22 protein-coding genes are annotated in these 26,564 nt (G+C 42.1%); 3 read left to right on the top strand and 19 right to left on the bottom strand.

Translation table 11 applies throughout. The annotated features are described in order from the left end of the window. Nucleotides 1–90 precede the first annotated feature (90 nt). The 9 genes from coaE to citZ all read right to left on the bottom strand — a co-directional run bounded on the left by coaE (nt 91) and on the right by citZ (nt 11,273). On the bottom strand, nt 91–687 hold the full coding sequence (gene coaE, locus ACGLYD_RS04740) for a dephospho-CoA kinase (RefSeq protein ID WP_067207671.1): 597 nt from the start codon (nt 685–687) through the stop codon (nt 91–93). A 22-nt stretch (nt 688–709) separates the two neighbouring features. Continuing rightward, nucleotides 710–1,582: a bifunctional DNA-formamidopyrimidine glycosylase/DNA-(apurinic or apyrimidinic site) lyase gene (mutM, locus tag ACGLYD_RS04735; RefSeq protein WP_067207669.1), complete on the bottom strand. Its 873-nt coding sequence runs from the start codon at nt 1,580–1,582 to the stop codon at nt 710–712. A gap of 9 nt (nt 1,583–1,591) precedes the next feature. After that, a complete protein-coding gene (gene polA / locus ACGLYD_RS04730) occupies nt 1,592–4,216 on the bottom strand; it encodes a DNA polymerase I (protein WP_187047309.1) in 2,625 nt (874 codons plus the stop codon). A gap of 837 nt (nt 4,217–5,053) precedes the next feature. Next, on the bottom strand, nt 5,054–6,469 hold the full coding sequence (gene pnpS, locus ACGLYD_RS04725) for a two-component system histidine kinase PnpS (protein WP_067207664.1): 1,416 nt from the start codon (nt 6,467–6,469) through the stop codon (nt 5,054–5,056). Beyond that, on the bottom strand, nt 6,469–7,179 hold the full coding sequence (locus tag ACGLYD_RS04720) for a response regulator transcription factor (RefSeq protein ID WP_082786522.1): 711 nt from the start codon (nt 7,177–7,179) through the stop codon (nt 6,469–6,471). Before ACGLYD_RS04720 ends, pnpS begins: the two co-directional genes overlap by 1 nt. Nucleotides 7,180–7,196: 17 nt before the next feature. Beyond that, entirely contained in the window at nt 7,197–7,673 is a 477-nt protein-coding gene (locus tag ACGLYD_RS04715) for a MaoC/PaaZ C-terminal domain-containing protein (RefSeq protein WP_067207661.1), read from the bottom strand. 92 nt (nt 7,674–7,765) lie between these two features. Further along, nucleotides 7,766–8,704, bottom strand: a complete 939-nt coding sequence (gene mdh, locus ACGLYD_RS04710; RefSeq protein ID WP_067207658.1) for a malate dehydrogenase — start codon at nt 8,702–8,704, stop codon at nt 7,766–7,768. A 114-nt stretch (nt 8,705–8,818) separates the two neighbouring features. After that, on the bottom strand, nt 8,819–10,087 hold the full coding sequence (gene icd, locus ACGLYD_RS04705) for an NADP-dependent isocitrate dehydrogenase (RefSeq protein WP_067207657.1): 1,269 nt from the start codon (nt 10,085–10,087) through the stop codon (nt 8,819–8,821). A 70-nt stretch (nt 10,088–10,157) separates the two neighbouring features. Beyond that, entirely contained in the window at nt 10,158–11,273 is a 1,116-nt protein-coding gene (gene citZ / locus ACGLYD_RS04700; RefSeq protein WP_067207654.1) for a citrate synthase, read from the bottom strand. A gap of 184 nt (nt 11,274–11,457) precedes the next feature. On the opposite strand from citZ, the gene ACGLYD_RS04695 reads away from it, so the two are divergent. After that, a complete protein-coding gene (locus tag ACGLYD_RS04695; RefSeq protein WP_187047307.1) occupies nt 11,458–12,432 on the top strand; it encodes an AI-2E family transporter in 975 nt (324 codons plus the stop codon). Here the strand turns inward: ACGLYD_RS04695 and ACGLYD_RS04690 are convergent. The 8 genes from ACGLYD_RS04690 to ACGLYD_RS04655 form a co-directional block, all read right to left on the bottom strand. Next, nucleotides 12,422–12,805, bottom strand: a complete 384-nt coding sequence (locus ACGLYD_RS04690) for an FxsA family protein (RefSeq protein ID WP_340741811.1) — start codon at nt 12,803–12,805, stop codon at nt 12,422–12,424. The two genes, ACGLYD_RS04695 and ACGLYD_RS04690, sit on opposite strands and share 11 nt — an antisense overlap. 215 nt (nt 12,806–13,020) lie before the next feature. Beyond that, entirely contained in the window at nt 13,021–14,781 is a 1,761-nt protein-coding gene (gene pyk / locus ACGLYD_RS04685; RefSeq protein ID WP_067207646.1) for a pyruvate kinase, read from the bottom strand. A gap of 163 nt (nt 14,782–14,944) precedes the next feature. Continuing rightward, complete coding sequence (gene pfkA, locus ACGLYD_RS04680; protein WP_067207620.1) at nt 14,945–15,904, bottom strand: 6-phosphofructokinase; 960 nt, start codon at nt 15,902–15,904, stop codon at nt 14,945–14,947. 62 nt (nt 15,905–15,966) lie between these two features. Continuing rightward, on the bottom strand, nt 15,967–16,920 hold the full coding sequence (gene accA / locus ACGLYD_RS04675; RefSeq protein WP_338652901.1) for an acetyl-CoA carboxylase carboxyl transferase subunit alpha: 954 nt from the start codon (nt 16,918–16,920) through the stop codon (nt 15,967–15,969). Nucleotide 16,921: 1 nt separating this feature from the next. Beyond that, nucleotides 16,922–17,782 carry an acetyl-CoA carboxylase, carboxyltransferase subunit beta gene (gene accD, locus ACGLYD_RS04670; protein WP_399631622.1) on the bottom strand — a complete coding sequence of 287 codons (861 nt, stop codon included), beginning with the start codon at nt 17,780–17,782 and terminating at the stop codon, nt 16,922–16,924. Further along, nucleotides 17,779–18,438 (bottom strand): FadR/GntR family transcriptional regulator, encoded by a 660-nt coding sequence (locus ACGLYD_RS04665; RefSeq protein WP_067207615.1) that lies wholly within the window; start codon nt 18,436–18,438, stop codon nt 17,779–17,781. Before ACGLYD_RS04665 ends, accD begins: the two co-directional genes overlap by 4 nt. Before the next feature lie 176 nt (nt 18,439–18,614). Beyond that, nucleotides 18,615–21,698 (bottom strand): DNA polymerase III subunit alpha, encoded by a 3,084-nt coding sequence (gene dnaE, locus ACGLYD_RS04660; RefSeq protein ID WP_399631619.1) that lies wholly within the window; start codon nt 21,696–21,698, stop codon nt 18,615–18,617. Nucleotides 21,699–21,719: 21 nt separating this feature from the next. Beyond that, the gene (locus ACGLYD_RS04655; RefSeq protein WP_067207610.1) at nt 21,720–22,655 is read right to left on the bottom strand and encodes a bifunctional oligoribonuclease/PAP phosphatase NrnA; all 936 of its coding nucleotides are present in this window, start codon (nt 22,653–22,655) and stop codon (nt 21,720–21,722) included. Between the two features lie 92 nt (nt 22,656–22,747). On the opposite strand from ACGLYD_RS04655, the gene ACGLYD_RS04650 reads away from it, so the two are divergent. Beyond that, nucleotides 22,748–23,068, top strand: coding sequence for a YtpI family protein (locus ACGLYD_RS04650; protein WP_067207609.1), 321 nt, complete (start codon nt 22,748–22,750; stop codon nt 23,066–23,068). 165 nt (nt 23,069–23,233) lie between these two features. Here the strand turns inward: ACGLYD_RS04650 and ACGLYD_RS04645 are convergent, their stop codons facing one another. Beyond that, complete coding sequence (locus tag ACGLYD_RS04645; RefSeq protein ID WP_067207606.1) at nt 23,234–24,541, bottom strand: DRTGG domain-containing protein; 1,308 nt, start codon at nt 24,539–24,541, stop codon at nt 23,234–23,236. 122 nt (nt 24,542–24,663) lie between these two features. Beyond that, nucleotides 24,664–25,344 carry a metal-dependent hydrolase gene (locus ACGLYD_RS04640; protein WP_067207604.1) on the bottom strand — a complete coding sequence of 227 codons (681 nt, stop codon included), beginning with the start codon at nt 25,342–25,344 and terminating at the stop codon, nt 24,664–24,666. A gap of 105 nt (nt 25,345–25,449) precedes the next feature. On the opposite strand from ACGLYD_RS04640, the gene ACGLYD_RS04635 reads away from it, so the two are divergent. Continuing rightward, nucleotides 25,450–26,547, top strand: coding sequence for a Xaa-Pro peptidase family protein (locus ACGLYD_RS04635; RefSeq protein ID WP_338652903.1), 1,098 nt, complete (start codon nt 25,450–25,452; stop codon nt 26,545–26,547). Nucleotides 26,548–26,564 lie beyond the last annotated feature (17 nt).

The following is a 26,564-nucleotide window of genomic DNA, read 5'->3' as shown; positions in this document are numbered from 1 at the left end:
TATCTAATACTCGTCATTAGTATAACACATATTATGCTAAAACCAAGATTTACTATGGACAATTGAAATGTTTCATTTTTCAGAATCACTTCAAGGCTCTGCATTCCATTTAGAAAGTACCTCAGTCAACTGGCTTTCTGTCTCTTCCACTGGACCGTTATTGAATAAAACCGCGTCTGCACTCAGTTCCTTCTCTTCGATTGATAGTTGGGAACGGATTCGTGCATCCGCTTCTTCTTCCGATAACACATTCCTCGCAATGAGACGTTCCTTTTGTATTTCTGCTGTGACAGACACGACAATAATTTTATCCACGAACGATTGCAACTTGCTTTCAAACAACAAAGGGATGTCCATGATAACTGTATTCGATCCCGTTGAAATCAATTGCTCTTTTTGCCTTAACATCTCTTGTCGTATTGCAGGATGGATGATACCATTCAACTTTTGGCGCTCTTCTACATTACCGAATATTTGCTGTCCTAGCTTTTCACGATTAAGCGATCCGTCCGAACGTAAAATCCCCTGACCAAATACGCGACTGATCTCTTGTAAAACTGGACTCCCGGGTTCGACAACAAGACGTGCAATTTCATCCGCATCTACAATTGGAAAGCCCTTTTTCTTCAACATCTTGGATACGGTGCTTTTCCCACTTGCAATACTGCCCGTTAAACCGATAATCATAGCTCACACAGCCCTTCAACAATCATTTCTGGCATGTCGGACAATAAACGGATGTCCTACCTGCGATTTTCATACTCTCCGTGGCAGAGCCGCAAGCAGGGCAAAATTTCCTGCCATACATTTTAAGACGATCCTGCATTGTGCCCGCTTCCCCATTAATATTCCGGTAATCAGAAATGGAGCTGCCTCCCGCATCAATACTTTCCTGTAAAATAGCCACAATCACATCAAATAATTCATTTTTTCTTTTTAGACTAATCCGCTCCGTAGTCCTTTCGGGATGAATCTTCATCTTATAGATTGCTTCCGTCGCATAAATATTCCCACATCCAGATAGTACATGCCCGTCCATAATGACTTCTTTGATTGGTTTTCGGGCATATTTCGGCATAGCTGCAAACTCAAGGAAATGCTTGCGCGCTCCAGTAGCGAACGGTTCAGGAGCCATTTTCAATAGTGGCGGATGATCTGCTTCACAGCCAAGAAGCCGTAGTTCTCCAAAACGACGAATATCCGAATACACCAGTAGTCCCCCGCCTTCCAGCGTAAAAACAACATGAACATGGTTACGGAACTTCATTTCCGTAATGTCATCAACGCTGTCAACTGTGAACCAAGCCCCTGTCATACCAAGATGACTGACAAGAAGACAGGTGTTACCATCTTTCATTAAATGAAAGTAAATGTATTTACTGCGCCGTGTGACATTTCCAATCGTCATACCAGCCATATCTACTATAAAATCTTCGGTTGTAATTCCTTTTATCACAGCTTCTTTACCTAGTTGTTTTGATTTGATAACCGTATCTGAAACGGTTACGTTCTGGATTGTCCTTCCAATCGCAATTGGTGCGAGTGCACGGACAACCCCTTCTACTTCCGGTAATTCAGGCACTTTATCCCCTCACTTCGTCTCATACCAAGATAATCCGAATGCCCAATCTACTTTCAATGGCACGTCAAGCGCTAGAGCAGATTCCATCACTTCAGGTACGATTTCTTTTAGTTTCTCAATTTCTTCTTGTGGTGCTTCAAAGATCAATTCATCATGTACTTGCAGGAGCATACGTGTCTGCATGCCTTCAACTTCAAGCCTGTTAGCCATTTCAATCATTGCTTTTTTAATAATATCGGCTGCACTTCCTTGAATCGGTGTATTCATAGCAGTCCGTTCCGCAAAACTTCTTAAGTTGAAATTCGAACTTGTGATTTCTGGTAAATAGCGTCTCCGGTTCATAAGCGTCGTCACATAGCCTTTCCTTTTCGCCTCTGCAACAATGTCGCTCATATACTGTTTGACTCCCGGGAAACTGCTGAGATAAGTATCGATGAATTGTGCTGCGTCTTTGCGCGTAATATCCAAGTTTTGCGAAAGTCCGTAATCACTTATACCGTAGACAATTCCAAAGTTGACTGCTTTTGCTGCTCGTCGCATGTCTGACGTCACTGAATCTTCATCAACACCGAAAACATCCATTGCTGTCTTCGTGTGAATATCTGCACCTGCACGGAAAGCCTCAATCAGTTTTTCATCTTGCGACATATGTGCGAGTACCCGCAGTTCGATTTGTGAATAATCCGCGGCAAATAGATACCAGCCCGGTTCAGATGGAACGAACGCTGCACGAATTTTCCTTCCCTCTTCAAGCCGTACAGGAATGTTCTGTAAATTGGGATTGATGGAACTAAGTCGACCTGTTGTCGTGAGTGCTTGCTGGAAACGGGTATGAATCTTGCCATCCTCGTGAATTTCTTTCAATAGTCCTTCGATATATGTCGAATTCAATTTACCGAGTTGGCGATAGTTCAATATATGGCTGATAATTTCATGTTCGCTTTCAAGCTTCTCAAGCACATCCGCCGCAGTTGAATAACCAGTTTTCGTCTTTTTAATCGGAGTAAGTCCGATTTTCTCAAAAAGGATGACGCCAAGCTGTTTAGGTGAATTAATGTTGAATTTTTCTCCTGCAATTTCATAAATAGTTGTCTCAAGTGTGGCCAGTTTAGCAGACAGTTCAGTTCCGATTGTCAGAAGCGTCTCTCGGTCCGTCTTAACACCAGTCGTTTCCATTTTCGCAAGAATCGCCGCAAGCGGTAACTCAAGTTCATGGTATAAATCATATTGATCATTATCTTGTAATTTCTCTTCAATCTCTGCGTGCAATTTCCAAATCGCCAGCGCTTTTCGACCGGCGTGGTCTGCAATTATTTCTTCGGTCGGTATCGCTTTCTTAGCACCTTTTCCATAAATCACTTCATCCTGCTCGACTTCTGTGTAACCAAACTCTCCTGTAATGGAAGCTACATCGGTATAGGTCGTCGATGGGTTGACGATGTAGGTCGCCAGCAATAGGTCAAACTGGAAGCCTTCTGCATCTAGACCTTGACGCGCTAGTGATGCACTAGCTGCTTTTGAATCAGACGAGTATTTCAGCTTGTCCGTATTTTGCAACCAGTTTTTGAATGGTGTCGATTTTTTTGCAACTTCAAGCGGTATAAATAGAATGTTTTTTTCATCCGCTAAACTAATGCCTAAAATCTCTGCAGTCAAATAGTTTTCATCCATCATTTCAACATGAATCGCCATCTCATCTGATAAATCCTTGTCCAAGAGTTCGGCAACAATCGTGACTTCAATTGCTTCTTTTGGTTCTTCAGCTGCTTGAGGAGTAATTTTTTCGAGGAGCGTTTTGAATTTCAACTCCCGGTAAATAGTCGTCACTTGATCCATATCGGGGCCGTCATACGCTAAATCATTAATGTTAACCGTGATCGGTGCATTCACTTCAATTGTCGCAAGATCTTTGCTCATAAACGCTTGCGCTTCATTTTCCGTTAGGTTCTGATTCAGCTTTTTAGCAGTAATTTTAGCAAGTGATTTATAAACATTTTCAATCGAACCGTATTCGATTAACAATTTGAGCGCAGTTTTCTCCCCGACTCCAGGAACGCCGGGAATATTATCGGATGCATCGCCCATTAGTCCTTTCATATCAATGATTTGATGGGGCTCAATGCCGTATTTCTCCATGACGTGTTCAGGCGTGTATTTCTCAATATCCGTCATCCCTTTTCGAGTGATGAACACCGTTGTATGGCTACTGGCAAGTTGCGTTAAATCCTTATCCCCTGAAATGACGACGATTTCGGAACCGTCCGCATCTCCCGCTTTGCTAAGCGTGCCGATGATATCATCCGCTTCATACTGATCCAGTTCGTACTGGGGGATATTGTATGCTTCAAGCAACTTTCGCAGATAAGGGAATTGCTCGGATAATTCAGGTGGCGTTTTCTGACGCCCACCTTTATATTCTCCGTATGTTTTATGCCTGAATGTTGTTTTGCCAGCATCCCATGCCACGAGAATATGCGTCGGTTTTTCATCCTCAAGGATGTTTTGTAGCATCATCGTGAAGCCATATACCGCATTGGTATGGATACCGTTATCATTTGTTAATAAAGGTAATGCAAAAAATGCCCGGTACGCAAGACTGTTTCCGTCAAGTAACACAATTTTCTTTGTCGTCATGTACATTCCACTCCCATTCAAAAAAACGTCATCTTCATTCATCTTACCACGGGGGCGGATAGAATTGAAAATGACGCGTTGTTTAGTGTGCTTCTGTAATTCTTTACTTATGAACACGTCTGTTGATTAACCATTTATTCGTATAAAATACGGATGAGTAGGGCTTGGGAAAACCCATTTTCACTGGATCATTTCCGGTTCGTTTTCGGCGAACTAATCACGACACATTTAACGAGAGATATGTGTGGAAGAAGTGACTCCGTCACTTCTAGCCACACTTTTTCGGTAATCCTGTTGAGAATAGTTGCCTGTCGCGTACCTACAATGTTCAAGTGAAAAATGCGGTTAAGTTTGAAAGAAATGAATAGATGACTTTCTATAGAGATTGTAGTGCCCGAAGATGCAATTTCGGGCACCCTTGCACATTGTACGATGTGTTCCTTGCTTACTTTTAGTAAAGTTTATGCATCTAATTATGTGATGTCTACTAGAAAGTGACACTTCTTTTAATAAAGAAAGGCAAAACCATAGAGTAAGCATCAGCCGCCAAAATTGCATCTTTGGCGGCTTTTATCCAGGTAGATGCCCCTCTATTCTTTCGTCCCAATAAGCTTGAGCACTTCGTGGACTTATCCATTTGGAGCAGGGCGGATGAAGGACCACCATACGATTACCGAAAAAATGTGTAGGAATGCGACAAATTCGCATCCCTACACATCCAGATATCTCGGTAAAAGTATAGAAATCATTCAATCCAAGCAAACCAAAAGCAATTATACACGTAGCGCCCAGTGTGTGATCCTGGTTACTTTGGTTAATCAACAGACGTGGGATTGCTTAATTACCTTGTCGTAAAGGTAGACAGATACGAATCAATGTACCAACACCGATTGTGCTCTCCACTTCGACTGTACCACTATGGGCTTCCACGAGATGTTTGACAATGGCTAGTCCTAACCCTGTGCCACCCGAGTCACGGCTCCTTGCACGGTCAACACGGTAGAAGCGTTCAAACAGCCGTGCCAGTTCAACTTGTTCGATACCGATTCCTTCATCTTGTACTTCAATAATTACATTTTGCGCTATTTTTTTTACTGAAACAGTGATTTTTGTCTGTTCTTTTGAATAGTTAATCGCATTTGATAAGAGATTCACCATTACTTGAATTAATCGACTTGCATCGCCTTCGATAGCAATTTCATCTGCAATATCCAAGTTGATAGCCATCTTCTTACGCTCCAAACTACCGGAAACGATTTTCAATGCATCATTCATCAGTTCTAACAGCTCAACATGTCCAAACTGAAGTGAAAAGTTTTCTCTTTCCATTGCTGATAATTCGAGCAAGTCATCAATTAATAGATGTAGGCGGTTACTTTCTTTCTGAATGATTTCAAGAAATTCTTTCATTATGACAGGTTCATTCATCGCACCATCTAATAATGTTTCAGTGAACCCTTTAATTGAAGTAATAGGAGTACGAAGTTCGTGGGATACATTTGCAACGAAATCTTTTCTTACTTCTTCTAGCCGGACAAGCTTTGTAATATCATGCATGACAACAACAATTCCGAGCCAATTCCCATGATGGCCGATAACAGGCGCACCATAAACGCCCATGTAGGAATAAAAACCTCCAGAATCAATCCTAACCTGTTTTTCACGTACTTGTTCTGTCATAAAAACATCTTCAATCAAATCTTCAATTTCAATAGGCAAACCGATTGTTTTGAACGTTTTACCAATTGGCTCCTCTTTTGAAAATCCAAATGTCTTTTCGAATACCCCATTTACAAGATTGACTGATCCTTCACGACCAAACATCAGAAGACCGCTTCCCATACTTTCTATAAGTGTTTTCAAGCGTTCTTTTTCCATCATTCGAAGTGTCGACATTTCTTGCAGATTACTCGCTATTTTGTTAATAGAAATCGCAAGTTCATTATCATATTCTGGTTCATCCGTTTTAGTCCTTGCATGGTAATCGCCCTGTGCAATTTGAACGGCCACTTTTGTCACTTCATCGACCGGACGAGCGTATTGCATCATCATCCGCATCGCTATAAAGAGAGAGAGAATAAATGCAATTATCAGCGTGACGATTAAATAGACCCAGTATTGTCGTTGCAGATCAAGTGTGATATCACGCGCGAATAAAGGGAAAAACTGACCCAGGACAATACCGAGGCCAGTTAAAAGAACCGAAAGAAGAATTGCACACGCAATAGTTAATCGGGAATATAAATCTTTCATCAAATTTTCGGCTCCTCAAATTTATAGCCAATTCCCCTTACCGTCTTGATGAAAACAGGTTTCTTCGTGTTTTCTTCAATTTTCTCCCGTAGATGACTGACGTGAACATCGACGATGCGTGTATCGCCAGCAAAGTCATAATTCCAGACTGCACTTAAAAGTTGGTCCCGTGATAGAACACGATTCTTGTTCTGCATGAAATAAACAAGAAGTTCAAATTCCTTTGGTGTGAACTCAAGTTCTACTTTGTCAAGATAAGCTTCATATTGTTCAGCGTGCACAGTTAAAGATCCAGTGGTCAAAATCCCTGTTTCTTCGACACGGCCTGTCCATTCCCCACTACGTCTCAATACAGCCTTAACGCGTGCAACAACCTCTCTAGGACTAAACGGTTTCGTCATATAATCATCCGCGCCAATTTCAAGACCTAGCACCTTGTCGAGCTCGTCCCCTTTTGCCGTCAGCATGATAATCGGAATATCGAGTCCCCGCTGTCTTAACGTTTTGCAGACATCAATCCCATCCATTTTCGGAAGCATTAAGTCAAGTAAAATTAAATCAGGTTTTTCCATTTCTGTTTTCAATACAGCTTCTTCTCCGTCAGCAGCGGTGATTGTTTCGTATTGCGCCTGCTTTAAGTTGTATTCTAATAGTGTTCGAATCGGCTGTTCGTCATCGACAATCAATATTTTCTTTATACTTGAACTCAACTTGCATCAATCCCCCGTCAAAAGTTATCCATTGCTTGTGATGTAAGACGCTCTTCCACTTTTGGCGGAGTGACTGTCACTATTCCAGAAATAACGATATCTTCCTTTTCGTCACACGCTTCTATTGAAATGTCTATTGAGTTTTTTTCTTTATCAACATGAATTACTTCGAGCAAAAAATTGATAGTTGTATAGTGATACACAGCTTTTGGGAATGACAATTGCTGTTTCACGATATGTGAACCAGGTCCAGGTAAATACTTTGAAACGGCGGATGTCACAATCCCTGTCAGCATAATAGTTGGTACGATAGGCAATCCATAAGCCGTCTGTGAAGCGTAATCATGCTGGATATAGAGCGGGTTACTATCATTTGTTAGACCAAGATAGAGTAGGAGATCTTTATCTTCAATTTTCTCTGTCAATTTCAACTTTTCTCCAACAGTGATTTCCTCTATCTTTCTACCTAGACGTCTTTTCTTCCCTAGTATCAACTTATTTCCCCCTTTTAGTATGATAATACAAGTTTATCAATAATCAGAATAAAAATCGAGTAGCATATGCTACTCGATTTTTATTAAAGATATTAGACAAGAACTTTCATAACAGCTTTAACTGATTCAGCAGAATTAGCCAATGCCGCCATTTCGTCTTCAGTCAATTCAAGTTCGATGATTTTTTCGATACCGCCTGCGCCAAGCACAGTTGGAACACCAATGTAAATACCGTCAAGGCCGTACTCACCCTCAAGATATGCTATCGAAGGAAGTACACGTTTCTGATCTTTTAGAATCGCTTCAGCCATTTCAACAAGTGATGCTGCTGGTGCATAGTAAGCAGAACCATTACCAAGAAGGTTTACGATTTCTGCTCCACCTTTGCGTGTGCGATCTACGATTTCTTCAAGACGCTCAGGAGAGATCAACGTTTCAAGTGGAATACCACCCGCATATGAGTAGCGTACAAGTGGAACCATATCATCGCCATGACCGCCAAGAACGAAACCAGTGACGTCTTTAACAGACAAGTTCAATTCTTGCGCTACAAACGTACGGAAACGTGCAGTGTCAAGTACACCAGATTGTCCGATTACGCGTTCTTTCGGCAATCCTGATTCTTTGTATACTGTGTACGTCATAGCATCGACAGGGTTTGTCAATACAATGATGGTTGTATTCGGAGAATGTTTTACGATTTCACCTGTTACGATTTTCATGACTTTTTGGTTCGTCTGAACAAGGTCATCACGGCTCATACCTGGTTTGCGTGCAATACCAGCTGTGATAATGACGATATCAGAGTCTTTTGTATCCGCGTAATCTGAAGTTCCAATAATACTCGCGTCAAAACCTTGAATAGGTCCAGCTTCCATCATATCAAGAGCTTTCCCTTTTGTCGGATTTTCCATTTGTGGAATATCAACGATCACTACATCACAAAGCTCTTTTTGAGCTAAAAGAAATGCTGTAGTCGCACCTGTGAAACCAGAACCGATAACTGAGACTTTTTTACGTTGCATTGTCATGAGTTGTCTCTCCTTTTATTCATATGTATGAGGGGTTGAGCCCTCATTTAATCTACTATAAACCTTCAGCGGTGAAGAAAACCGAAGTCTTCTCCACCGCTAAAGTAGTAATAATTAAAGGTTTTTGATCAATTCATTTGCGAATTCAGATGCTTTCACTTCAGTTGCACCGTCCATAAGACGAGCAAAGTCGTATGTTACAACTTTAGAAACAATTGTTTTTTCGATTGAAGCAGTGATCATAGCTGCCGCTTCGTTCCATCCAAGGTGCTCAAGCATCAAGACGCCTGAAAGAAGGAGTGAAGAAGGGTTAACTTTGTCAAGTCCTGCATATTTCGGTGCAGTACCATGAGTTGCTTCAAAGATTGCATGCCCAGTAATGTAGTTGATATTTGCTCCAGGAGCAATACCAATTCCACCAACTTGTGCAGCAAGTGCATCAGAAATATAGTCGCCGTTCAAGTTCATTGTTGCAACAACATCGAACTCTTTTGGACGTGTCAAGATTTGTTGCAAGAAGATATCAGCAATTGCATCTTTAACGATGATTTTGCCTGCTGCTTCAGCTTCAGCTTGTGCTTTGTTTGCAGCATCAGTTCCATCAGCATCTTTGATTTGATCATACTGGTTCCATGTGAAGACTTTATCGCCGAATTCTTGTTCAGCTACTTCATAGCCCCAGTTTTTGAATGCGCCTTCTGTAAACTTCATGATATTTCCTTTATGGACAAGCGTCAGTGACTTGCGGCCTTCTTTAATGATATAAGCAAGAGCAGCACGTACAAGACGTTTTGTACCTTCTTCAGAAATAGGTTTGATACCGATACCAGAAGTTTCTGGGAAGCGAATATTTTTAACACCCATTTCGTTTTGTAGGAATTCGATTACTTTTTTCGCTTCAGGTGTACCTTCTTTATATTCAATACCTGCATAGATATCTTCCGTATTTTCGCGGAAAATAACCATATCGCAATCTTCAGGACGTTTAACTGGTGAAGGAACACCTTCAAAGTAACGTACTGGACGTAGGCAAGTGTAAAGATCCAATTCTTGGCGAAGCGCAACGTTCAATGAACGGAAACCGCCACCAATTGGCGTAGTAAGTGGTCCTTTAATAGCGATCAAATACTCATCGATTGTGTCTAGTGTTGCTTGTGGAAGCCATTCGCCAGTTTCGTTGAATGCTTTTTCCCCTGCAAGAACTTCTTTCCACACAAGCTTTTTCTTGCCGTCGTAAGCTTTATCAACAGCTGCTTCAAGTACGCGTGATGCCGAATGCCAAATATCCGGACCAGTACCGTCACCGATAATAAAAGGAATTGTTGCGTGATCAGGAACGTTTAAAACACCATTAGTTACTGTAATTTTTCCACCGTTAGTCATGAATAATTTCCTCCCAAATTCAAAATCAGAGGGCCGGCATATATCTATGCTGCCCCATGTATTTTCGTTCTTATCGTTCTTTAATTGGAACGTATTTTTGCATGCCCGGTCCCGTATAATCTGCACGAGGACGGATCAATCTATTGTTCGCATATTGCTCACGGATATGTGCAATCCATCCCGAAATACGAGATACTGCGAAAATCGGCGTGAATAAATCATGATCGATGTCGAGTGAATGATAGACAGAAGCCGAATAGAAATCGACGTTCGGCGGCAAATTCTTTTCGCCGGTAACAATTTCTTCGATTTTATTGGACATATTGTACCATTTCTCTTCGCCGCGAAGTTCAGTCAAACGCTTAGACATCTCACGCAGATGTTTCGCACGTGGATCACCTTTACGGTAGACACGGTGGCCGAAGCCCATGATTTTTTCTTTGTTATCCAATTTTGCACGGATATATGCTTCTACTTTGTCTTCTGAACCGATTTCCATCAGCATTTTCATTACTTGTTCGTTTGCGCCACCGTGAAGTGGTCCTTTAAGTGCACCAATCGCTGCTGTCACACCTGAATACATATCAGAAAGCGTAGCTACACAAACACGTGCTGTGAATGTAGACGCATTTAGCTCATGGTCTGCATGTAGGACAAGTGCTTTGTCGAATGCTTCAATTGCAATTGCTTCAGGCTGTTTTCCTGAAAGCATGTATAGGAAGTTTTCAGCATAGCCAAGTTCAGCTTTTGGAGCAACCGGCTCAAGGCCTTTACGGATACGTGAGAATGAAGTAACGAGTGTAGCGATTTTCGCCTGAAGCTTAATCGCTTTTTCGTAATTTGCTTCATCAGACATATCTTCTGCTTTTTCATCGTATAGTCCAAGTAGAGATACTGCAGTACGCAGTGCAGCCATTGGGTGTACTTCCCCAATTGGATACGTTTTGAAATGATTAAGTACTTCTTGAGGAACAGACATGTTCTCTGCAAGCTGTTTTTTCAGCTCTGCAAGCTCGTCCTCTTTTGGCAGACGCTGGTGCCAAAGAAGATAAATAACTTCTTCAAAGCTGGCGTTATCTGCAAGATCATCAATATCATAGCCGACATATGTAAGTGTGTCATCAATAATAGAACTGATTGCTGACTGTGTCGCTACGACTCCTTCCAACCCTTTGGTTGACGTCATATAAATCGCTCCCTCTTTCAGTACAGCTGTCCAATCTACAAAAAGGAGACAGAAGAACAGCTAGTCTGCTAATACTAATTCGCTACTTAAAAACGCTTACAACGACCATTATAATCAATATTGTCATCTTTGTGAATGGATACGCTTGTTTTTGTTTTTAGATTTATAAAAAGGGGGACGGAAAATGCCGGAAAATCGGAACAAGCAACAAGCATTTCAATCAATTTTCATGAAATGGTTGCCTGCTTTTTTGGCGGGTATTATCCTGTTCACTGTTCCCCCGGCGGCAATCGCTATCATTATCGCCTACTTCACTGCCCCTATCTTATCATCCGTCCGCTCAATGACCAAGCTTCCGCTTACAATTGCAACATTATTCGTTATGACACTTATGCTTTTTTTAATTAGCGCGTTCACTTTCATCGCAATCCATGGGCTTATTGACACCGTTCCAACTGTCGAACGCCATATAGCTCCATTCACACAAAATACCGACATCCCTAGCAAGCTATTCACTTTCCTCGAGGATAAAGTTGTAGAATATGGCCATGCGCTTTTAGAATACACCCTAACAATCATCAGTACCGTTTTTCAACAGTTATTCAGCTTGTTCATTTTCCTCGTTGCTTATTTTTTTGCCTTACGGGAATCCGGAAAAAACCGCTACTGGTTTCTAGTCTATTTCCCTAGCACCATACGCCTGCCAGCAAAAGGTATGTTTACGAAATCCGGTAAACTTATCGGCACTTTCGTATCAGTAGAAGCCCGCTTATTCTTCCTGACATTCTGTATTATCTCAATAGGGTTCTTGCTTCTACGGTTCGAGTCACCCATTGGCAACGCTTTTCTTATCTCGCTGGCAGATAGTCTGCCATTCCTCGGTATCGGCCTGTTCCTACTGCCCATGGCCGCTTTCTTCCTATACACAAACAATTTATATATAGGTATCTCACTTATTTTACTCTATCTATTCACCATGATAACTAGACAAATGGCCGAATCATACATGTGGGCATCCACTTTCCACCTAAAGCCCATTCATGCTTTTTTCATAACGGCTTCTTCCTTCTATTTATTCGGATTACCCGGTATTCTACTGACACCATTCTTACTTTTTACCGCACTGAAAGTCAGACAGCATCCTTTATTTACCGGATAACAATTTGTCCTTTTTTCATTTTATTATAAATCCAATTCTGAATAAATGGTCTGATACTATTTCTTGGTCCTTTGAAAAGGAGTAATAAGCCGACTAAGTCGGTAATGAAACCAGGCATGATTAGCAGAAGCCCCCCAAATAGGATACAAACACTATCAATAAGTGCATCTCCAGGTGTCTCCATAGCTGTCATACGCATTTTCAATTCAGTCCAAGCCTTCATACCTTGGCGTTTGGCGAGATATGCCCCTCCTATCCCCGTGATAAAAATAATAGCTATCGTGGGCAATAGACCTAGCGTCTTCCCTGAATAAATTAGTAAAGCAAGCTCAGCTGCCGGAACAGCAATAAATGTGAGTACTATCCATTTCATGCAAAATTCATCTCCTAAAAAAGGCTGCTTACCGAGCATTTCGGAAGCAGCCTTATCTTATTTATCCCGAATGGGTAGGGCCAATGAGGAAGAATTGCAGTTCATTCCTCCCTGTTGGTTACTTAGGTTTTGCCACAGGACGTGGCGCACTTAGCCTAAGTTCTTTAAACAATCAGTGGGGGATGAAGAACCCCCACTCTGATTGAAGATTAACTTTATAGAACGCTCGCGTGTCCATTATAGATAACGCCAGATTCAGCATCCATCGTAATTTCCTTGCCATGTTGGATAAGCTCGGTAGCATTTTCAACTCCGACAATTATCGGTATACCTAAACTGAGTCCGACAATTGCACCATGACTCGTCAATCCGCCTTCTTCCGTAATGAGTCCTGCGCATTTCTCGATGGCAGGCATCATATCACGATCAGATGCGTTCGTTACAAGAATAGCTCCTTCTGTATCATACGCCAATGCTTCAGCTGCATTTTTGGCTACAACAGTTCGACCATAAGCTACATCTTTGCCAATTCCTTGTCCTCGTGCAAGCAAATCACCTATGACATGTATTTTCATCAAGTTCGTCGTTCCCGCTTCACCAACTGGAACACCTGCTGTAATGATAACCACATCACCATGTCCGACATATTGATGTTTAACACTCTCTTCTACAGACTCTTGCAAGATTTCATCAATCGAAGAAGCTTTTTTTCCAACTATCGGGTAGACGCCCCAGATAAGTGATAGTTTTCTTGAACACATTTCAGATGACGTTACCGCAATAACTGGGCAACCTGGACGATATTTGGCAATCATTTTAGCTGTGTGACCACTTTCTGTTGGGGCAAGGACAGCCTTCACTTTCAAGTTGATAGCCGTGTATGCTGCAGCTTGTCCAATCGCTTCAGTCATATTACCATGTTTTTCTCGTCGACGTGTCGACACTACAGAGCGATAATCGATGGCCGCTTCCGTAGTAAGCGCAATTCGATCCATCGTTTGGACTGATTCGACTGGATAAATTCCTGCTGCCGTCTCTCCTGACAGCATAATTGCATCGGTACCGTCAAAAATCGCATTCGCTACATCGCTCGCTTCTGCACGTGTAGGACGCGGGTTACGCTGCATCGAATCAAGCATTTGTGTTGCCGTGATAACCGGTTTACCCGCCTGGTTACACTTCTCAATCAAATTTTTCTGGACAAGTGGTACTTCTTCTGGTGGTATTTCTACACCCAGATCACCACGTGCTACCATAAGACCATCTGAAACATTCAAAATTTCATCGATATTGTCGACGCCTTCTTGGTTTTCTATCTTCGGAATAATTTGCAGGTTCGAGCCGTTGTTGTTCTCAAGAAGGGCACGGATTTCCATAACATCGGAAGCCCGTCTTACGAATGAGGCAGCTATGAAGTCGACACCTTCCCTAATACCAAACAGGATATCTTCTGCATCTTTTTCCGTCATTCCAGGAAGTTGTACTGAAACACCCGGTATGTTAACGCCCTTATTATTGCTTAATGACCCCGAATTAATAATTAGTGTATGAATTAACCCTCGTGCTACGTCTTTACCAGTAACTTCTAATTGGATTAGACCATCGTCTAAAAGAATGACAGAACCCTCGTTTACATCTTCAATAAGTTTATCGTAACTTACTGAAAATACATCATTGTTTCCTTCGACTTGCGTCATGGAAATATCAATTTTTTGTCCCGTTACAAGTTCCAACTTTCCATTCATCATGGAATGCGTCCGAATTTCAGGTCCTTTCGTATCTAATAGAATCCCAACAACTTTGCCTTTTTCACGAGCGACTTTTCTAATGGAATCGATACGGGCTTTATGTTCCGCATGATTACCATGGGAAAAATTCAGCCTCGCTACATTCATACCAGCCTCAATAAGTTGTTCCAATAATTCCGGTGATTCACTTGCAGGGCCAATCGTACATACTATTTTCGTTTTTCTCATCAAATATCGCCTCTTTTAGTTTTTTTAACAACCCAATTAATTGCACCCAGATTTTAAATAGTGCTCGCTCGATTCAGCCGACATTTTGATGCCCTCTGAATTACTGACTTCGTTCGCGTTTGTCTTCCCACGTATAAAGGCAGGGAATTTTTGCTACACAAAGTTAAATAGACAATTCGTTGGACAGCTTGTACATTTCCATATCCAAACCATTTGATTGTTCGAAAACATCTGTCAACTCATAGTCTACCACCACATGATTTCGCATGCCAATCGCAATGCCACCGCGTCCTTCTTTCAATACTTCTACAGCTTTTGCTCCGTACTGACTTGCAATGACACGATCACGTGCAGAAGGTGAACCTCCTCGCTGAATATGTCCAAGCACTGATATACGTGTTTCGATATCTGCTTCGCGCTTCAATATTTCAGCAAGCTCTGCGGCCGACATAACCCCTTCAGCTACAATAATGATACTATGCTTTTTACCTCGTCCCTTACCGCTTTTCAGCCGTTCGATGATCGTAGGCAATTCATACTTCTCTTCCGGTACAAGAATCGTTTCAGCACCGCCAGCCAGTCCCGCCCATAAGGCAAGGTCTCCAGCATCGCGTCCCATAACTTCAATAATGAATGTACGTTCATGAGATGTAGCAGTATCGCGAATCTTATCGATGGCATCTATGACTGTATTCAATGCCGTATCAAAACCGATTGTGAGTTCAGTGCCATTGATATCATTATCTATTGTTGCTGGAACACAGACACATGGTAGACCAAGAGCCGTTAATTCAAGTGCACCTCTGAACGAACCATCACCGCCAATGACGACTAAAGCCTCAATCCCGTTCAACTTCAATTGTTTCAGTGCTTTTTGACGGCCTTCGAGCGTCCGGAATTCAGCGCTGCGGGCTGACCGTAATATGGTCCCGCCCCGTTGAATTATATCACCCACGGAACCCAGTTGTAGAAGTTCGATTTTTCCTTCGATTAATCCTTGATAACCATTGAAAACGCCTGCAACTTCAAGTCCTTCATAAATTGCTTTCCGAACAACTGCACGAACTGCAGCATTCATCCCAGGCGCGTCTCCCCCACTTGTCAACACAGCAATCTTCTTCATTGAAATCACTCCTATGTAGATTTTTATGAACACGAAAAAATGCGGTCACCCGCATCTTTCTTTTATTCAGAAAAAACGCCTATACAGCGAAATTTATCATAACGATGGTCAACTAAGCCTTTACCATCTAGCGTTCCTAATTCATCCAACGAAGTTCGAATTGCATTCCCGATACTAATAGCTTGCGCTTTCGAGTCACGATGCGCACCACCTCGAACTTCTGGAATAATATCATCGATAATACCCATTTCTTTCAAGTGTGGAGCTGTAATCTTCATAGCTTCGGCAGCTTGTTTGGCAAGACTTGAATCTTTCCAAAGAATGGTAGCGGCTCCTTCAGGTGAAATAACAGAGTAAGTTGAGTGCTCAAGCATATGAATATGATTTGCCACCCCAAGTGCCAGCGCTCCGCCACTCCCGCCTTCTCCGATGACGATAGAGATAACTGGAACAGTCAAGCCAGCCATTTCAACAAGATTACGTGCAATCGCTTCGCTTTGTCCCCGCTCTTCAGCCGCCTTGCCAGGAAAAGCACCTTTCGTATCGATGAAGCAAATGATTGGTCTGCCGAATTTCTCAGCCTGTTTCATAAGGCGCAATGCTTTCCTATACCCCTCAGGATGCGGCATTCCGAAATTCCGTTTGACGTTTTCTTTTGTGTCTTTCCCACGCTGATGGCCGATAACTGTTATTGGAACCGATTCAAATGAAGCGATCCCCCCCACAATTGCTGCATCATCACCATAAGCCCGATCCCCGTGCAGTTGCATAAAATCTTCAAACAACATATTGATATAGTCAATTGTAGTTGGACGTTCCGGATGCCTTGCCACTTGAACACGGTCCCACGGTTCCATATTCTCATATATTTCTTCTTCCAAGTTCTTCAAACGAACCTTTAACGTTCCGATTTCATCTGAAAGGTCAACCGAATTGTTCGCTGTGAACTCTTCAAGTTCTACGATTTTCTCGCGCAGCTTGACGATTGGTTCCTCGAATTTCAACGTTTTCCCCATTTCAGTTAGCCCCTTTCACGTGAAGTCGAACAATCTTAGATATAGTTTCTTTCATATCCGTACGATGAACGACTGCATCCAGTTGGCCGTGGTCCAGGAGAAATTCTGCTGTTTGGAAGTCGTCTGGCAATTTTTCTCTAACAGTTTGTTCGATAACGCGTCTACCTGCAAAACCTATGAGAGCTTTTGGCTCCGCGATATTAATATCACCAACCGATGCGAAACTTGCTGACACGCCGCCTGTCGTTGGGTATGTCATGACTGATATATATAACAAACCTTCACTGGCGTGACGCGTAAGTGCGACACTTGTTTTCGCCATTTGCATGAGTGATAACACGCCTTCCTGCATACGTGCCCCACCGCTCGCCGAAAAGATAATCATTGGAATGCCAAGTGCAGTCGCTTTTTCGATTGCGCGGGTAATCTTTTCACCAACAACCGACCCCATCGAGCCCATACGGAAATGTGAATCCATAATAGCTACAGCAATTTCCAGTCCATCGATTTTACCTGTTCCAGTAAGAACTGCCTCATTCAAACCCGTTTTTCTCGAATCTGACTCAACTTTTTCAGTGTAAGCAGGAAAATTAAGTGGATTTTCCGTCTTCAAATGATCGTCAATTGATTTGAATGTCTCTTCATCGAATAGACAAGCTACACGTTCTGCTGCTGTCATCTTCAAATGATGATCACATTTCGGGCAGACTTTCATTAGTTTGATTAGATCTTTTGTTAAAATAATATTTTTACATTCTGGACACTTTGTCATAATTCCTTCTGGTACATCATTTTTAGCGTCAACGGAAGGTATTGTCGTCGTATGCTTTTTTCTATTTTTCATAAATAGATCGCGAATCATTTATTATTGTCCCCTCTTTCACTTTCAACTAGTTCAATCCATTCAGAATAGGCTTCCAACGTGGCAATCACGTTGCCATCACCCAAGTTTAGAAGCAACATTTTCACACTATCGTTTTCATCAACTTTTGTCATTTCACTGAATGGTACTTTACTATATTGTTTTAATAAAAACCAAATTTTAAGCGATAATCGATTTCCCGCTGCAACAATCATCTCACGGACAAGGTCCTCTCGTAAAATTTCCCCATCCTGATCAATTTTTTTCAGCAAGCTCTCCCATACTGGTAATGCCCGTAATGCACTGTCCTTACATATAGCGAGGATTGCCGCCGTTTCGTGAATTCTCCGTGTTTCCTGAACATCGATGACGGAATCGGGCTGTTGCATGATGAAAGCTGCAAGGACTTCAACAAGTTGATGCTTCCTGAAATCGACAAGGAACGTACCTTCACCACGCCGAGTTTCGATAAGCCCGAGCAGTTCCAAACTTCGTAACGCTTCACGAACCGTGGATCTTCCTGCCTGCAGACGTTCTGCCAGTTCACGTTCGGAAGGTAGCTTTCCACCGGTTTCAATGCCCTCTTCTTTAATTATCGATTTAAGTTCACCGACAATATCTAGAAACATTTTCGACGATGGTTTTGGATTTTGCATGCGTGGACCCCTTTGGAAATAGACATGATGATAAGTGGTCTGACCACTCCTGCCTTTAGCATACAGAAAACGATGCTGAACGTAAAGTGAAAGATGGAAATCGAATCAAACCGTAATACACAACACATACTTTTATGCAACGGTTAAGAGACATGCCTGTTATATCAGCATGCCTCTTAACTGCCTTTCGTTTGTTGAACAAGTATTTGTGGCTTCCCTCTACGACGTTCGACAGTTCCTTCTACATGAATTATCGCCATTTCAGTAAGCTGACTTTCTGAAATCATATACTGTTTCGGGAATAATGTACAAGAAATTTGTCCCGTCTCATCTTGAATCGTAACAAATGCCATAGATTCCCCTTTTTTTGTTCTTATTCGTTTTATCTCAGTAATCAGACCCACCATTTTCACATATGCGCGGTCTGGAATTCCATCAATTGAAGTAATGGTATGGAATCCACCACCTGCCGCTTTTTTCACTTCTGCTGCAGGGTGTTCTGAAAGATAGAAGCCAAGTACTTCTCTTTCATATTCGAGTAGCGTCATGCGGGGCAGTGTGCCACCCGGAGAATATTTTGGGCTCGCCACCGAACGAAGCACTTCACTTAATAAATCATCGCCATCATCAGGGCGGATGAACAATGCATGAGATATCGCCGCGTCAATTGAAGCGATCAAAATAGCCCGTGATTCTCCAAACTCATCGAGTGCCCCTGCTTTTACAAGTGGCCGAATCGCCTTCTCAGTAAATACATCCCCACCGACTGATGCTGCCATATCAAATAATGTCTTCCAATTACCACCAGACTTCCTTGCACGCTTTATAGCATCGTAAAATGTAGGCGTCACACCTTTGATAGCGCCAAGTCCAATCCGAATTGAGCCTTTTTCAACTGTATACATATATTTACTATACTTAATAGATGGCGGTAAAATCTTAACGCCCGCCGCCTCAGATTCACGCATTAACTCCATTGCCTTGTCATTATTTCCAGTCATCGATGAAAGGAGTGCAGCATAAAAATAAGCGGGTTCATTCGCTTTTAAATAAGCAAGCCGGTACGAGATAAGGGAATAGGCAACAGCATGGCTTTTCGGAAATCCGTAGTCCGCAAACTTTACAATAAGATCGTAAATTGCAACAGCGGAATTTTCCGGAAAACCATTTCCAAGAGCTTTTTGCGTGAAATGAGTTCGTTCATTTTCTAGATTCTCCCGATTTTTCTTACTTACAGCACGCCTTAACAAATCCGCTTCACCCATCGTAAATCCTGCCACGCGGACAGCGATTTCCATGATTTGTTCTTGATAGACGATAACCCCATAGGTTTCTTTCAAAACAGATTCAAGTTGCGGATGAATATACGTTATTTTTTCATTATCATTTTTACGCCTGCTATACAATGGAATATTGTCCATCGGTCCTGGTCTATAAAGTGCATTAATTGCAAAGATATCTTCAAATTTATTCGGTCGAATCAAACGAAGGGCATCTCTCATTCCATCCGATTCAAACTGAAAGATCCCTGTCATATCTCCCGCCCTAAAAAGCTCAAAGGTTTTTTCATCGTTTAGGGGAATCTTTTCAAAATCCAAGCGAATTCCTCTGTCATAAGTAATCATAGATCTGATACGGTCTAATAAAGTTAAATTACGCAGACCTAAGAAGTCCATTTTCAATAAACCTTGTTCTTCAACATCTCCCATCGGCCATTGGGTAAGGTAAATTCCATCCGCACCACTTTGAAGCGGTACCACCTCAACAAGCGGGACAGGCGATAAAATCACACCTGCAGCATGTGTAGATGCGTTACGAGGTAATCCTTCAAGACGAATTGCTCCTTTCAACCAATCATTTCTTAGCGGGTCAATTGCAATCCAATCTTGCAGTGCCTTCGATTCTGCAACTGCCGCTTCAAGCGTAATTCCATGTCTATTAGGAATTTCCTTCGATAAATAAGCCATTTCTTCATTTGAAAAGTCAAACACACGTGCCACATTTCGAGCAACCGATCTGGCAGAAAGCGTGCCAAACGTAATGATTTGCGCAACATTTGTCTTCCCGTATTTCTGTGCAACATAGTCAATTACTTCCGCACGTCGATTATCCGCAAAGTCAATATCAATGTCCGGCATTGTTACCCGGCCCGGATTTAGAAATCGTTCAAAAATGAGCCTATATTTAATCGGATCAACATCTGTGATGCCAAGCGCATAAGCAACGAGCGATCCGGCCGAAGACCCCCGCCCTGGACCCGTCAAGATAGCATTTTCTTTAGCGTAACGCATAAAATCTTCGACAATCAGGAAGTAATCGGCAAAGCCCATTTCACTAATTACACTAATTTCATAACGGAGTCGTTTTTCATATGCCTCATCCACTTTGCCTAGTCGTTTTTGCAAACCCGTCATTCCATTTTGCTCCAACAAACTTGTCGCCGTTTCTCCCGCCGGAACTGGAAACACAGGCATAAGCGATTGACTCGGAGGCAATTCTGCATCACACGCCAAGAGGATACTTGACGTATTTGTAAGCCACTCTGCTCTGTCTGAGAACCATTCAGCAAGCTCAGCTTCTTCTGGTAGATATGCTGCCTTGTGACGGTTTTCAGGCCTAGCAGGGTCATTCAGCTTGAATCCTGTCCGAATTGCTTCCGCAACTTCATAAGCGAATGCATCCTCCTTGTCGGTGTACCGACTTTCATAAACCGCAACGATAGGCGTATTGGTTACATCTGCAATTTTCTCAATTAATTCTTCATCAGGATGTCTGACGCCTTCTGTCCTAGCAACACCAATGAATATCGATGACTTGTCGCAATCCTTTATGACGCGCTGGAACACTTCTTCGTTATGTGATAGTGAAGGCCCCCAGGATATATCCGTCAACGGACAAACGATGATACAGCCTTTGCTGTATGCTTTCAACCATTGTAGCGGCAGCGTTTCAGACTCTCTTACGGAAACGGCACTGCTCATCTTCAACAAATTTCGATAACCTTCATCATCTTTTGCGTAAACGTAAAGAAGAGCAACTACCCCTTCTTCAATTTCTAAAAAGATAGATAATCCTATAACCGGACGAATTCCGTATTTTTTCATCACCTTATAAAATGACCGAATACCGTACAACTTCGAGTTAACGATCGCGACGGCTTTAGCCCCTCTCCTTTTCAGAAGCGGGGCTAAATAATCTAGTTTATTAATTCCACGCAGAAGATCGGCGCCAGTTACTACTTGCGGATAGACAAGTGTCAATGCAATCCCTCCGCCTGTTTTTTATAGACATAATTGTTTTAACTTCGCGATGACTTCGTCTACTTCTTCCCATGAATGAACAGAAGCACCCGAGGCAAGAGGATGTCCACCGCCACCGTATTGGGCAGCTAAAGTATTGATGACAGGACCTTTTGAGCGTAGTCGAACGCGAATTTGATCCTCTTCTTCTATGAATATGATCCATGCACAAATCCCTTGCACGTCACCTAACGCCCCAACGAGTTGAGATGTATCAGATGCAGTTACGCCAAATTGTTTAAGTGTCGCTTTATCTATTTTAACAAATGCGGCTCCATTTTCATCCATGGTAAAGTTTTGGTACATATATCCTTTTAAATGTAGCAATTCCCGCTTAACTTCGTACATTCCCGCAAATAATTCCGGACGATCAAAATCAAATTTGATAAGCTCGCTAACTGCTTCAAAAGTTGTTGTTGTTGTACTTGGAAACAGAAAACGTCCTGTATCCCCGACAATTCCCGCGAATAGCAACCTAGCCACATCAGTGGTCATTTTCCACCCATAAAACTGTTTGCCTTCTTCATACAACGAGTAGATCATTTCAGATGTCGAGCTTGCAGAGGTGTTAACCCATTTGATATCGCCGTATGGGTCTGCATCAGGATGATGATCAATTTTCATAAGTACAGCACCTTCTGTATAAAACTCGCTGTCAATTCGACCCGTGTTTCCTGTATCAGTGACAATCACAAGAGCTCCTTCATAAAACGACCGCTCGACGTGATCTTGTTGCGCGAGATAGGTAAGTGATTCTTCGTGTTGGCCAACTGCAAACACTTGCTTATTAGGATAGTTTGCTTTTATCAATTCCTTCAGTCCTGATTGTGATCCGTATGCATCAGGATCTGGTCTCACATGACGATGAATAATGATTTTATCGTACTTTTCAATTGTGTCGATGATTTGTCTTTTCATATCCGATTCCCCCAAGCTTCGATATATTCAGTTCGCATTCTGCTCCAAAAGCCGCTACAATGTAAGAAGTTTGTATGTAATGGAGGGCTTTCATGTTAACGATAAATTTCATTTTCGTATTTTTCATCATCGCTTCTGCGGTCTTCTACTTTTACTTTAAGACTCGGCAGTTCCGCACAAGATCACTATTTCCAATTCGCAAGAAAATGTATGCTAGTATGTCTGGCGCCTCGCTCGGCGGTTTGCTGTTGTTTTTCGGATTCAATCAGCTGATGCTTTTTGACGGTATCACAACATATGTTATCGCAGCCTTATTTATCCTATTCGGAGCTTACGTAGGTATTTTTAATTTCAAGGCCTATAAACATTACAGAAGCTTTGTAGATGAAGAAACAAAGTTGAACGACAACTGATGCGCACATGTGCATCAGTTTTTTTGTCTTTATACGTTAAAATAGAGAATTCCATTGAATCCGCTGCGGCTACCCCTTGAAAGGCGCCTACGCTCAGTTATCAATACTTCAACTTATATGACCAATTTACGACAGGATGCTGCGTCCTTGGACCGCGTTCTTTAATTATCGTTCAAACAATTGATACATAATCATGGCCTTTGCAACTAGGTCCCCTTCGGTTAGTATGTCGAAATCGACTTTTACAAACCTTCTGCTCATATGTAATATCTTTGGAATAACGACAACTATACTTCCAAGTTCAACATTCTTAATGAAGTACAGTGACATATTTTCCGGGACACTTTCCCCGCGTTTCCGCATTTTGATAGCTCTGTTGCCTGCCTCAGTTAAAAGGGTGGTCAAAGCTCCGTATGACAAAGAACCAAACTGATTCGTCATCTGCGGGATAACTGTAAATTCGACAGTATGCGGTTGTTCAGGAATGGATTTCATCTGATTTTTAACAATATCATCAATTGTTTCACCCTGCTGAGGTTGACGCTGAGTCATTTGAAGCGCCTTCAAGACATCTTGACGACTAATAATTCCAGCAAGCAATCCCGCATCCGAAACAACTGGTAACAAATCAATACCTTCCCAAATCATACTATGCCCAGCCGAAGCAACAGATGTTTTTCCCGTAACTGTTATCGGATGACGTGTCATTACTTTTTCAATCAATTCATCATCCATTTTACCAATCGCGTCACGTGAAGTAATTACACCCACAAGTTTCCCCTTTTTCTCTACAACTGGATAACCAGTATGAGATGTCCTATCGTTCACTTCATGAAAATGAGTGACCTGATCTTTTGCTGAAAGTGTAATTGTGTCAGCGAGCGGGGTCAAAATATCTTCCACCAGCAAAATTTCTTTTTCAATTAACTGATCATAGATTGCCCTATTCAACATCGTTGCTACGGTAAATGTGTCGTAACTCGTCGAAATAACCGGTAGTTCCAATTCATCCGCTAACTTCTTCACTTCATCGGATGCGTCAAATCCACCAGTGACTAGCACTGCAGCCCCTGCAAGAAGCGCAGTTTCATGCGCTTTCAATCTATTTCCGACAATCAAAAGACTTCCCGCATCGATGTAGCGCATCATGTCGTCTAATTGCATTGCACCTATAACGAATTTCGTCAACGTCTTATGTAATCCCCCACGGCCACCGATTACTAGCCCGTCGACAATGTTAAGTACTTCTGCAAATGTGAGTCGTTCAATATTCTCTTTCTTTTTCTTTTCAATCCGGATTGTTCCTACACGTTCAATCGTATTGACGAGCTTCTGATTTTCCGCCTCTTTGATGGCCCGGTAAGCAGTCCCTTCGCTGACAGACAGCGCCTTCGCTACTTGGCGGACCGAAATTTTCTCACCGACGGCTAACCCCTCGATATAGCGGAGTATCAATTCATGTTTTGTCGCCATGTCTTCACCTTTTCTCTATCATGACCTTAAGGACATTCTACCACAAAAGGCTTAAGAAAAGCGCTAACCGGGCGCCTGGACGCAATAGATAAGCTATTTCAAAAAACTTTCGCATAGCTCTTTTATAATTCAAAAACTTCTCCCGCTATCATTATTTTCACTTCATGTCCTTCCACTAGCGCTTTGAATGTTTCGGGGTCTTGCTCAATCGGCGGAAATGTATTGAAATGGATTGGTACAGCTAGTTGCGGATTGAGCAACTTGACTGCGCATGCAGCATCTTCAGGGCCCATTGTAAAATTATCACCTATTGGAACAAATGCGACATCGATTGGATGACGCTTACCAATCATCTCCATATCGCTAAAAATTGCCGTATCCCCAGCATGATAAATTGTTTTCTCTTCCACCATTACTAAAATACCTGCTGGCATACCTGTATAAATGATGTCATTGGTCTCTGTTGTGTAAGAAGAACTATGAAATGCTTGCGTATATTTTACTGTACCGAATTCAAATTTACAGGCACCTCCAATATTCATGCCATGTGTTCTTATTCCCTGCCAACCCAAGTAAACGGCAAGTTCATTTGGTGCTATAACTAGTGCATCGCTCGCCTTTGCAATTGCCACCGTATCTCCAACATGATCATTATGTCCATGCGTCAGTAAAATAATATCCGGTTTTTCGTTTCCAACTTCAAGATCTGTAAGCTTATTTCCTGTAATGAACGGGTCAATGAGAATTGTGCAGTTGCCTGTTTTTATTTTCACAATTGAATGACCGTGGTATGATATTTGCATTGAATAATCTCCTCCATTTTCTTATCTTATTAAACAATTTTCGTTATACAACCTGAAAACCCTCTTTTTTGTTATGATAGAAGTATATTAGAGGAGGTCATTGAATTGAGTAAAGTTAAAGAAATACAACAGTTTTTACAGAAAGAAAACTTGGACGCGGCATTTATCACTACACCAGATAACGTATTTTACGTATCTGGATTCCAGAGTGACCCGCATGAACGTCTTCTTGGCGTAATGGTATTTAAAGATGCAGAACCATTTGTAATTTGTCCCTTGATGGAAGTACCTGACGTAAAAACAGCGGGCTGGTCCTATGACGCTGTTGGTCACGAAGATACAGATGATGCTTGGGTTATCGTAATGGAGGCTGTCCGTAAACGTGGAGAACTCCCTGCTTCAATCGCAATTGAGAAATCTCATTTGACAGTGGAGCGTCTTGAGCGGATGAATGAACTGTTTACTGGCGCTAAATTTGTTCGCCTTGACGAACAGCTAAACGGCATGCGTAACATCAAAAGCGAAGATGAACTAAATAATTTACGTAAAGCCGCTGAACTGGCTGATTACGCTATTGAAGTTGGTTGCAGAGAAATCGCTGAAGGAAAAACTGAACTTGAGATTCTTATGGCAATTGAGTTTGAAATGAAGAAAAAAGGAGTTCAGAAAATGTCGTTCGATACGATGGTTCTTTCTGGCCCGAAAACAGCATCTCCACACGGTACACCTGGAGATCGTAAAATCCAAAAAGGCGACTTCATCCTCTTTGACCTAGGCGTCGTTTATAACGGCTACTGTTCAGATATTACACGCACAGTTGCGTTCGGTGAACCAACGGATGCAATGCGTGAAATTTATGAAACGGTAAGAAAAGCGGAGCAGGCTGCTGTTGATTTGGTTCGTCCCGGCGTCAAGGCTATGGAAATTGATAAAGCTGCGCGTGATGTGATTGATCAAGCGGGTTACGGTGAATACTTCACACACCGTATCGGTCACGGACTTGGAATTTCAGTTCACGAGTTCCCATCCATGACTGGTACAAACGAATTTGCCCTTGTGGAAGGTATGGTCTTCACAATTGAGCCAGGTATTTATAATCCAGCAGTTACGGGTGTACGGATTGAAGATGATGTTGTCGTTACAGCTGATGGCGTCGAAGTATTAACCAAGTTCCCTAAAGAATTACAGATTATTCAACCATAATTAGAAAAGGCTGTCCA

This window comes from Sporosarcina sp. SG10008 (assembly GCF_044569405.1).
In the GTDB taxonomy this organism is placed as follows: Bacteria; Bacillota; Bacilli; order Bacillales_A; family Planococcaceae; genus Sporosarcina; species Sporosarcina psychrophila.
This window is presented reverse-complemented; position numbering and strand designations above follow the sequence as displayed.

Bases quoted from the DNA above. Each gene is read 5' to 3' on its own strand.
- coaE (WP_067207671.1), bottom strand. From the start codon at position 687: ATGATTATCGGTTTAACGGGCAGTATTGCAAGTGGGAAAAGCACCGTA.
- polA (WP_187047309.1), bottom strand. From the start codon at position 4,216: ATGACGACAAAGAAAATTGTGTTACTTGACGGAAACAGTCTTGCGTAC.
- pnpS (WP_067207664.1), bottom strand. From the start codon at position 6,469: ATGAAAGATTTATATTCCCGATTAACTATTGCGTGTGCAATTCTTCTT.
- mdh (WP_067207658.1), bottom strand. From the start codon at position 8,704: ATGACAATGCAACGTAAAAAAGTCTCAGTTATCGGTTCTGGTTTCACA.
- icd (WP_067207657.1), bottom strand. From the start codon at position 10,087: ATGACTAACGGTGGAAAAATTACAGTAACTAATGGTGTTTTAAACGTT.
- citZ (WP_067207654.1), bottom strand. From the start codon at position 11,273: ATGACGTCAACCAAAGGGTTGGAAGGAGTCGTAGCGACACAGTCAGCA.
- ACGLYD_RS04695 (WP_187047307.1), top strand. From the start codon at position 11,458: ATGCCGGAAAATCGGAACAAGCAACAAGCATTTCAATCAATTTTCATG.
- ACGLYD_RS04690 (WP_340741811.1), bottom strand. From the start codon at position 12,805: ATGAAATGGATAGTACTCACATTTATTGCTGTTCCGGCAGCTGAGCTT.
- pyk (WP_067207646.1), bottom strand. From the start codon at position 14,781: ATGAGAAAAACGAAAATAGTATGTACGATTGGCCCTGCAAGTGAATCA.
- pfkA (WP_067207620.1), bottom strand. From the start codon at position 15,904: ATGAAGAAGATTGCTGTGTTGACAAGTGGGGGAGACGCGCCTGGGATG.
- accA (WP_338652901.1), bottom strand. From the start codon at position 16,920: ATGGGGAAAACGTTGAAATTCGAGGAACCAATCGTCAAGCTGCGCGAG.
- accD (WP_399631622.1), bottom strand. From the start codon at position 17,782: ATGATTCGCGATCTATTTATGAAAAATAGAAAAAAGCATACGACGACA.
- ACGLYD_RS04665 (WP_067207615.1), bottom strand. From the start codon at position 18,438: ATGCAAAATCCAAAACCATCGTCGAAAATGTTTCTAGATATTGTCGGT.
- ACGLYD_RS04655 (WP_067207610.1), bottom strand. From the start codon at position 22,655: ATGAAAAGACAAATCATCGACACAATTGAAAAGTACGATAAAATCATT.
- ACGLYD_RS04650 (WP_067207609.1), top strand. From the start codon at position 22,748: ATGTTAACGATAAATTTCATTTTCGTATTTTTCATCATCGCTTCTGCG.
- ACGLYD_RS04645 (WP_067207606.1), bottom strand. From the start codon at position 24,541: ATGGCGACAAAACATGAATTGATACTCCGCTATATCGAGGGGTTAGCC.
- ACGLYD_RS04640 (WP_067207604.1), bottom strand. From the start codon at position 25,344: ATGCAAATATCATACCACGGTCATTCAATTGTGAAAATAAAAACAGGC.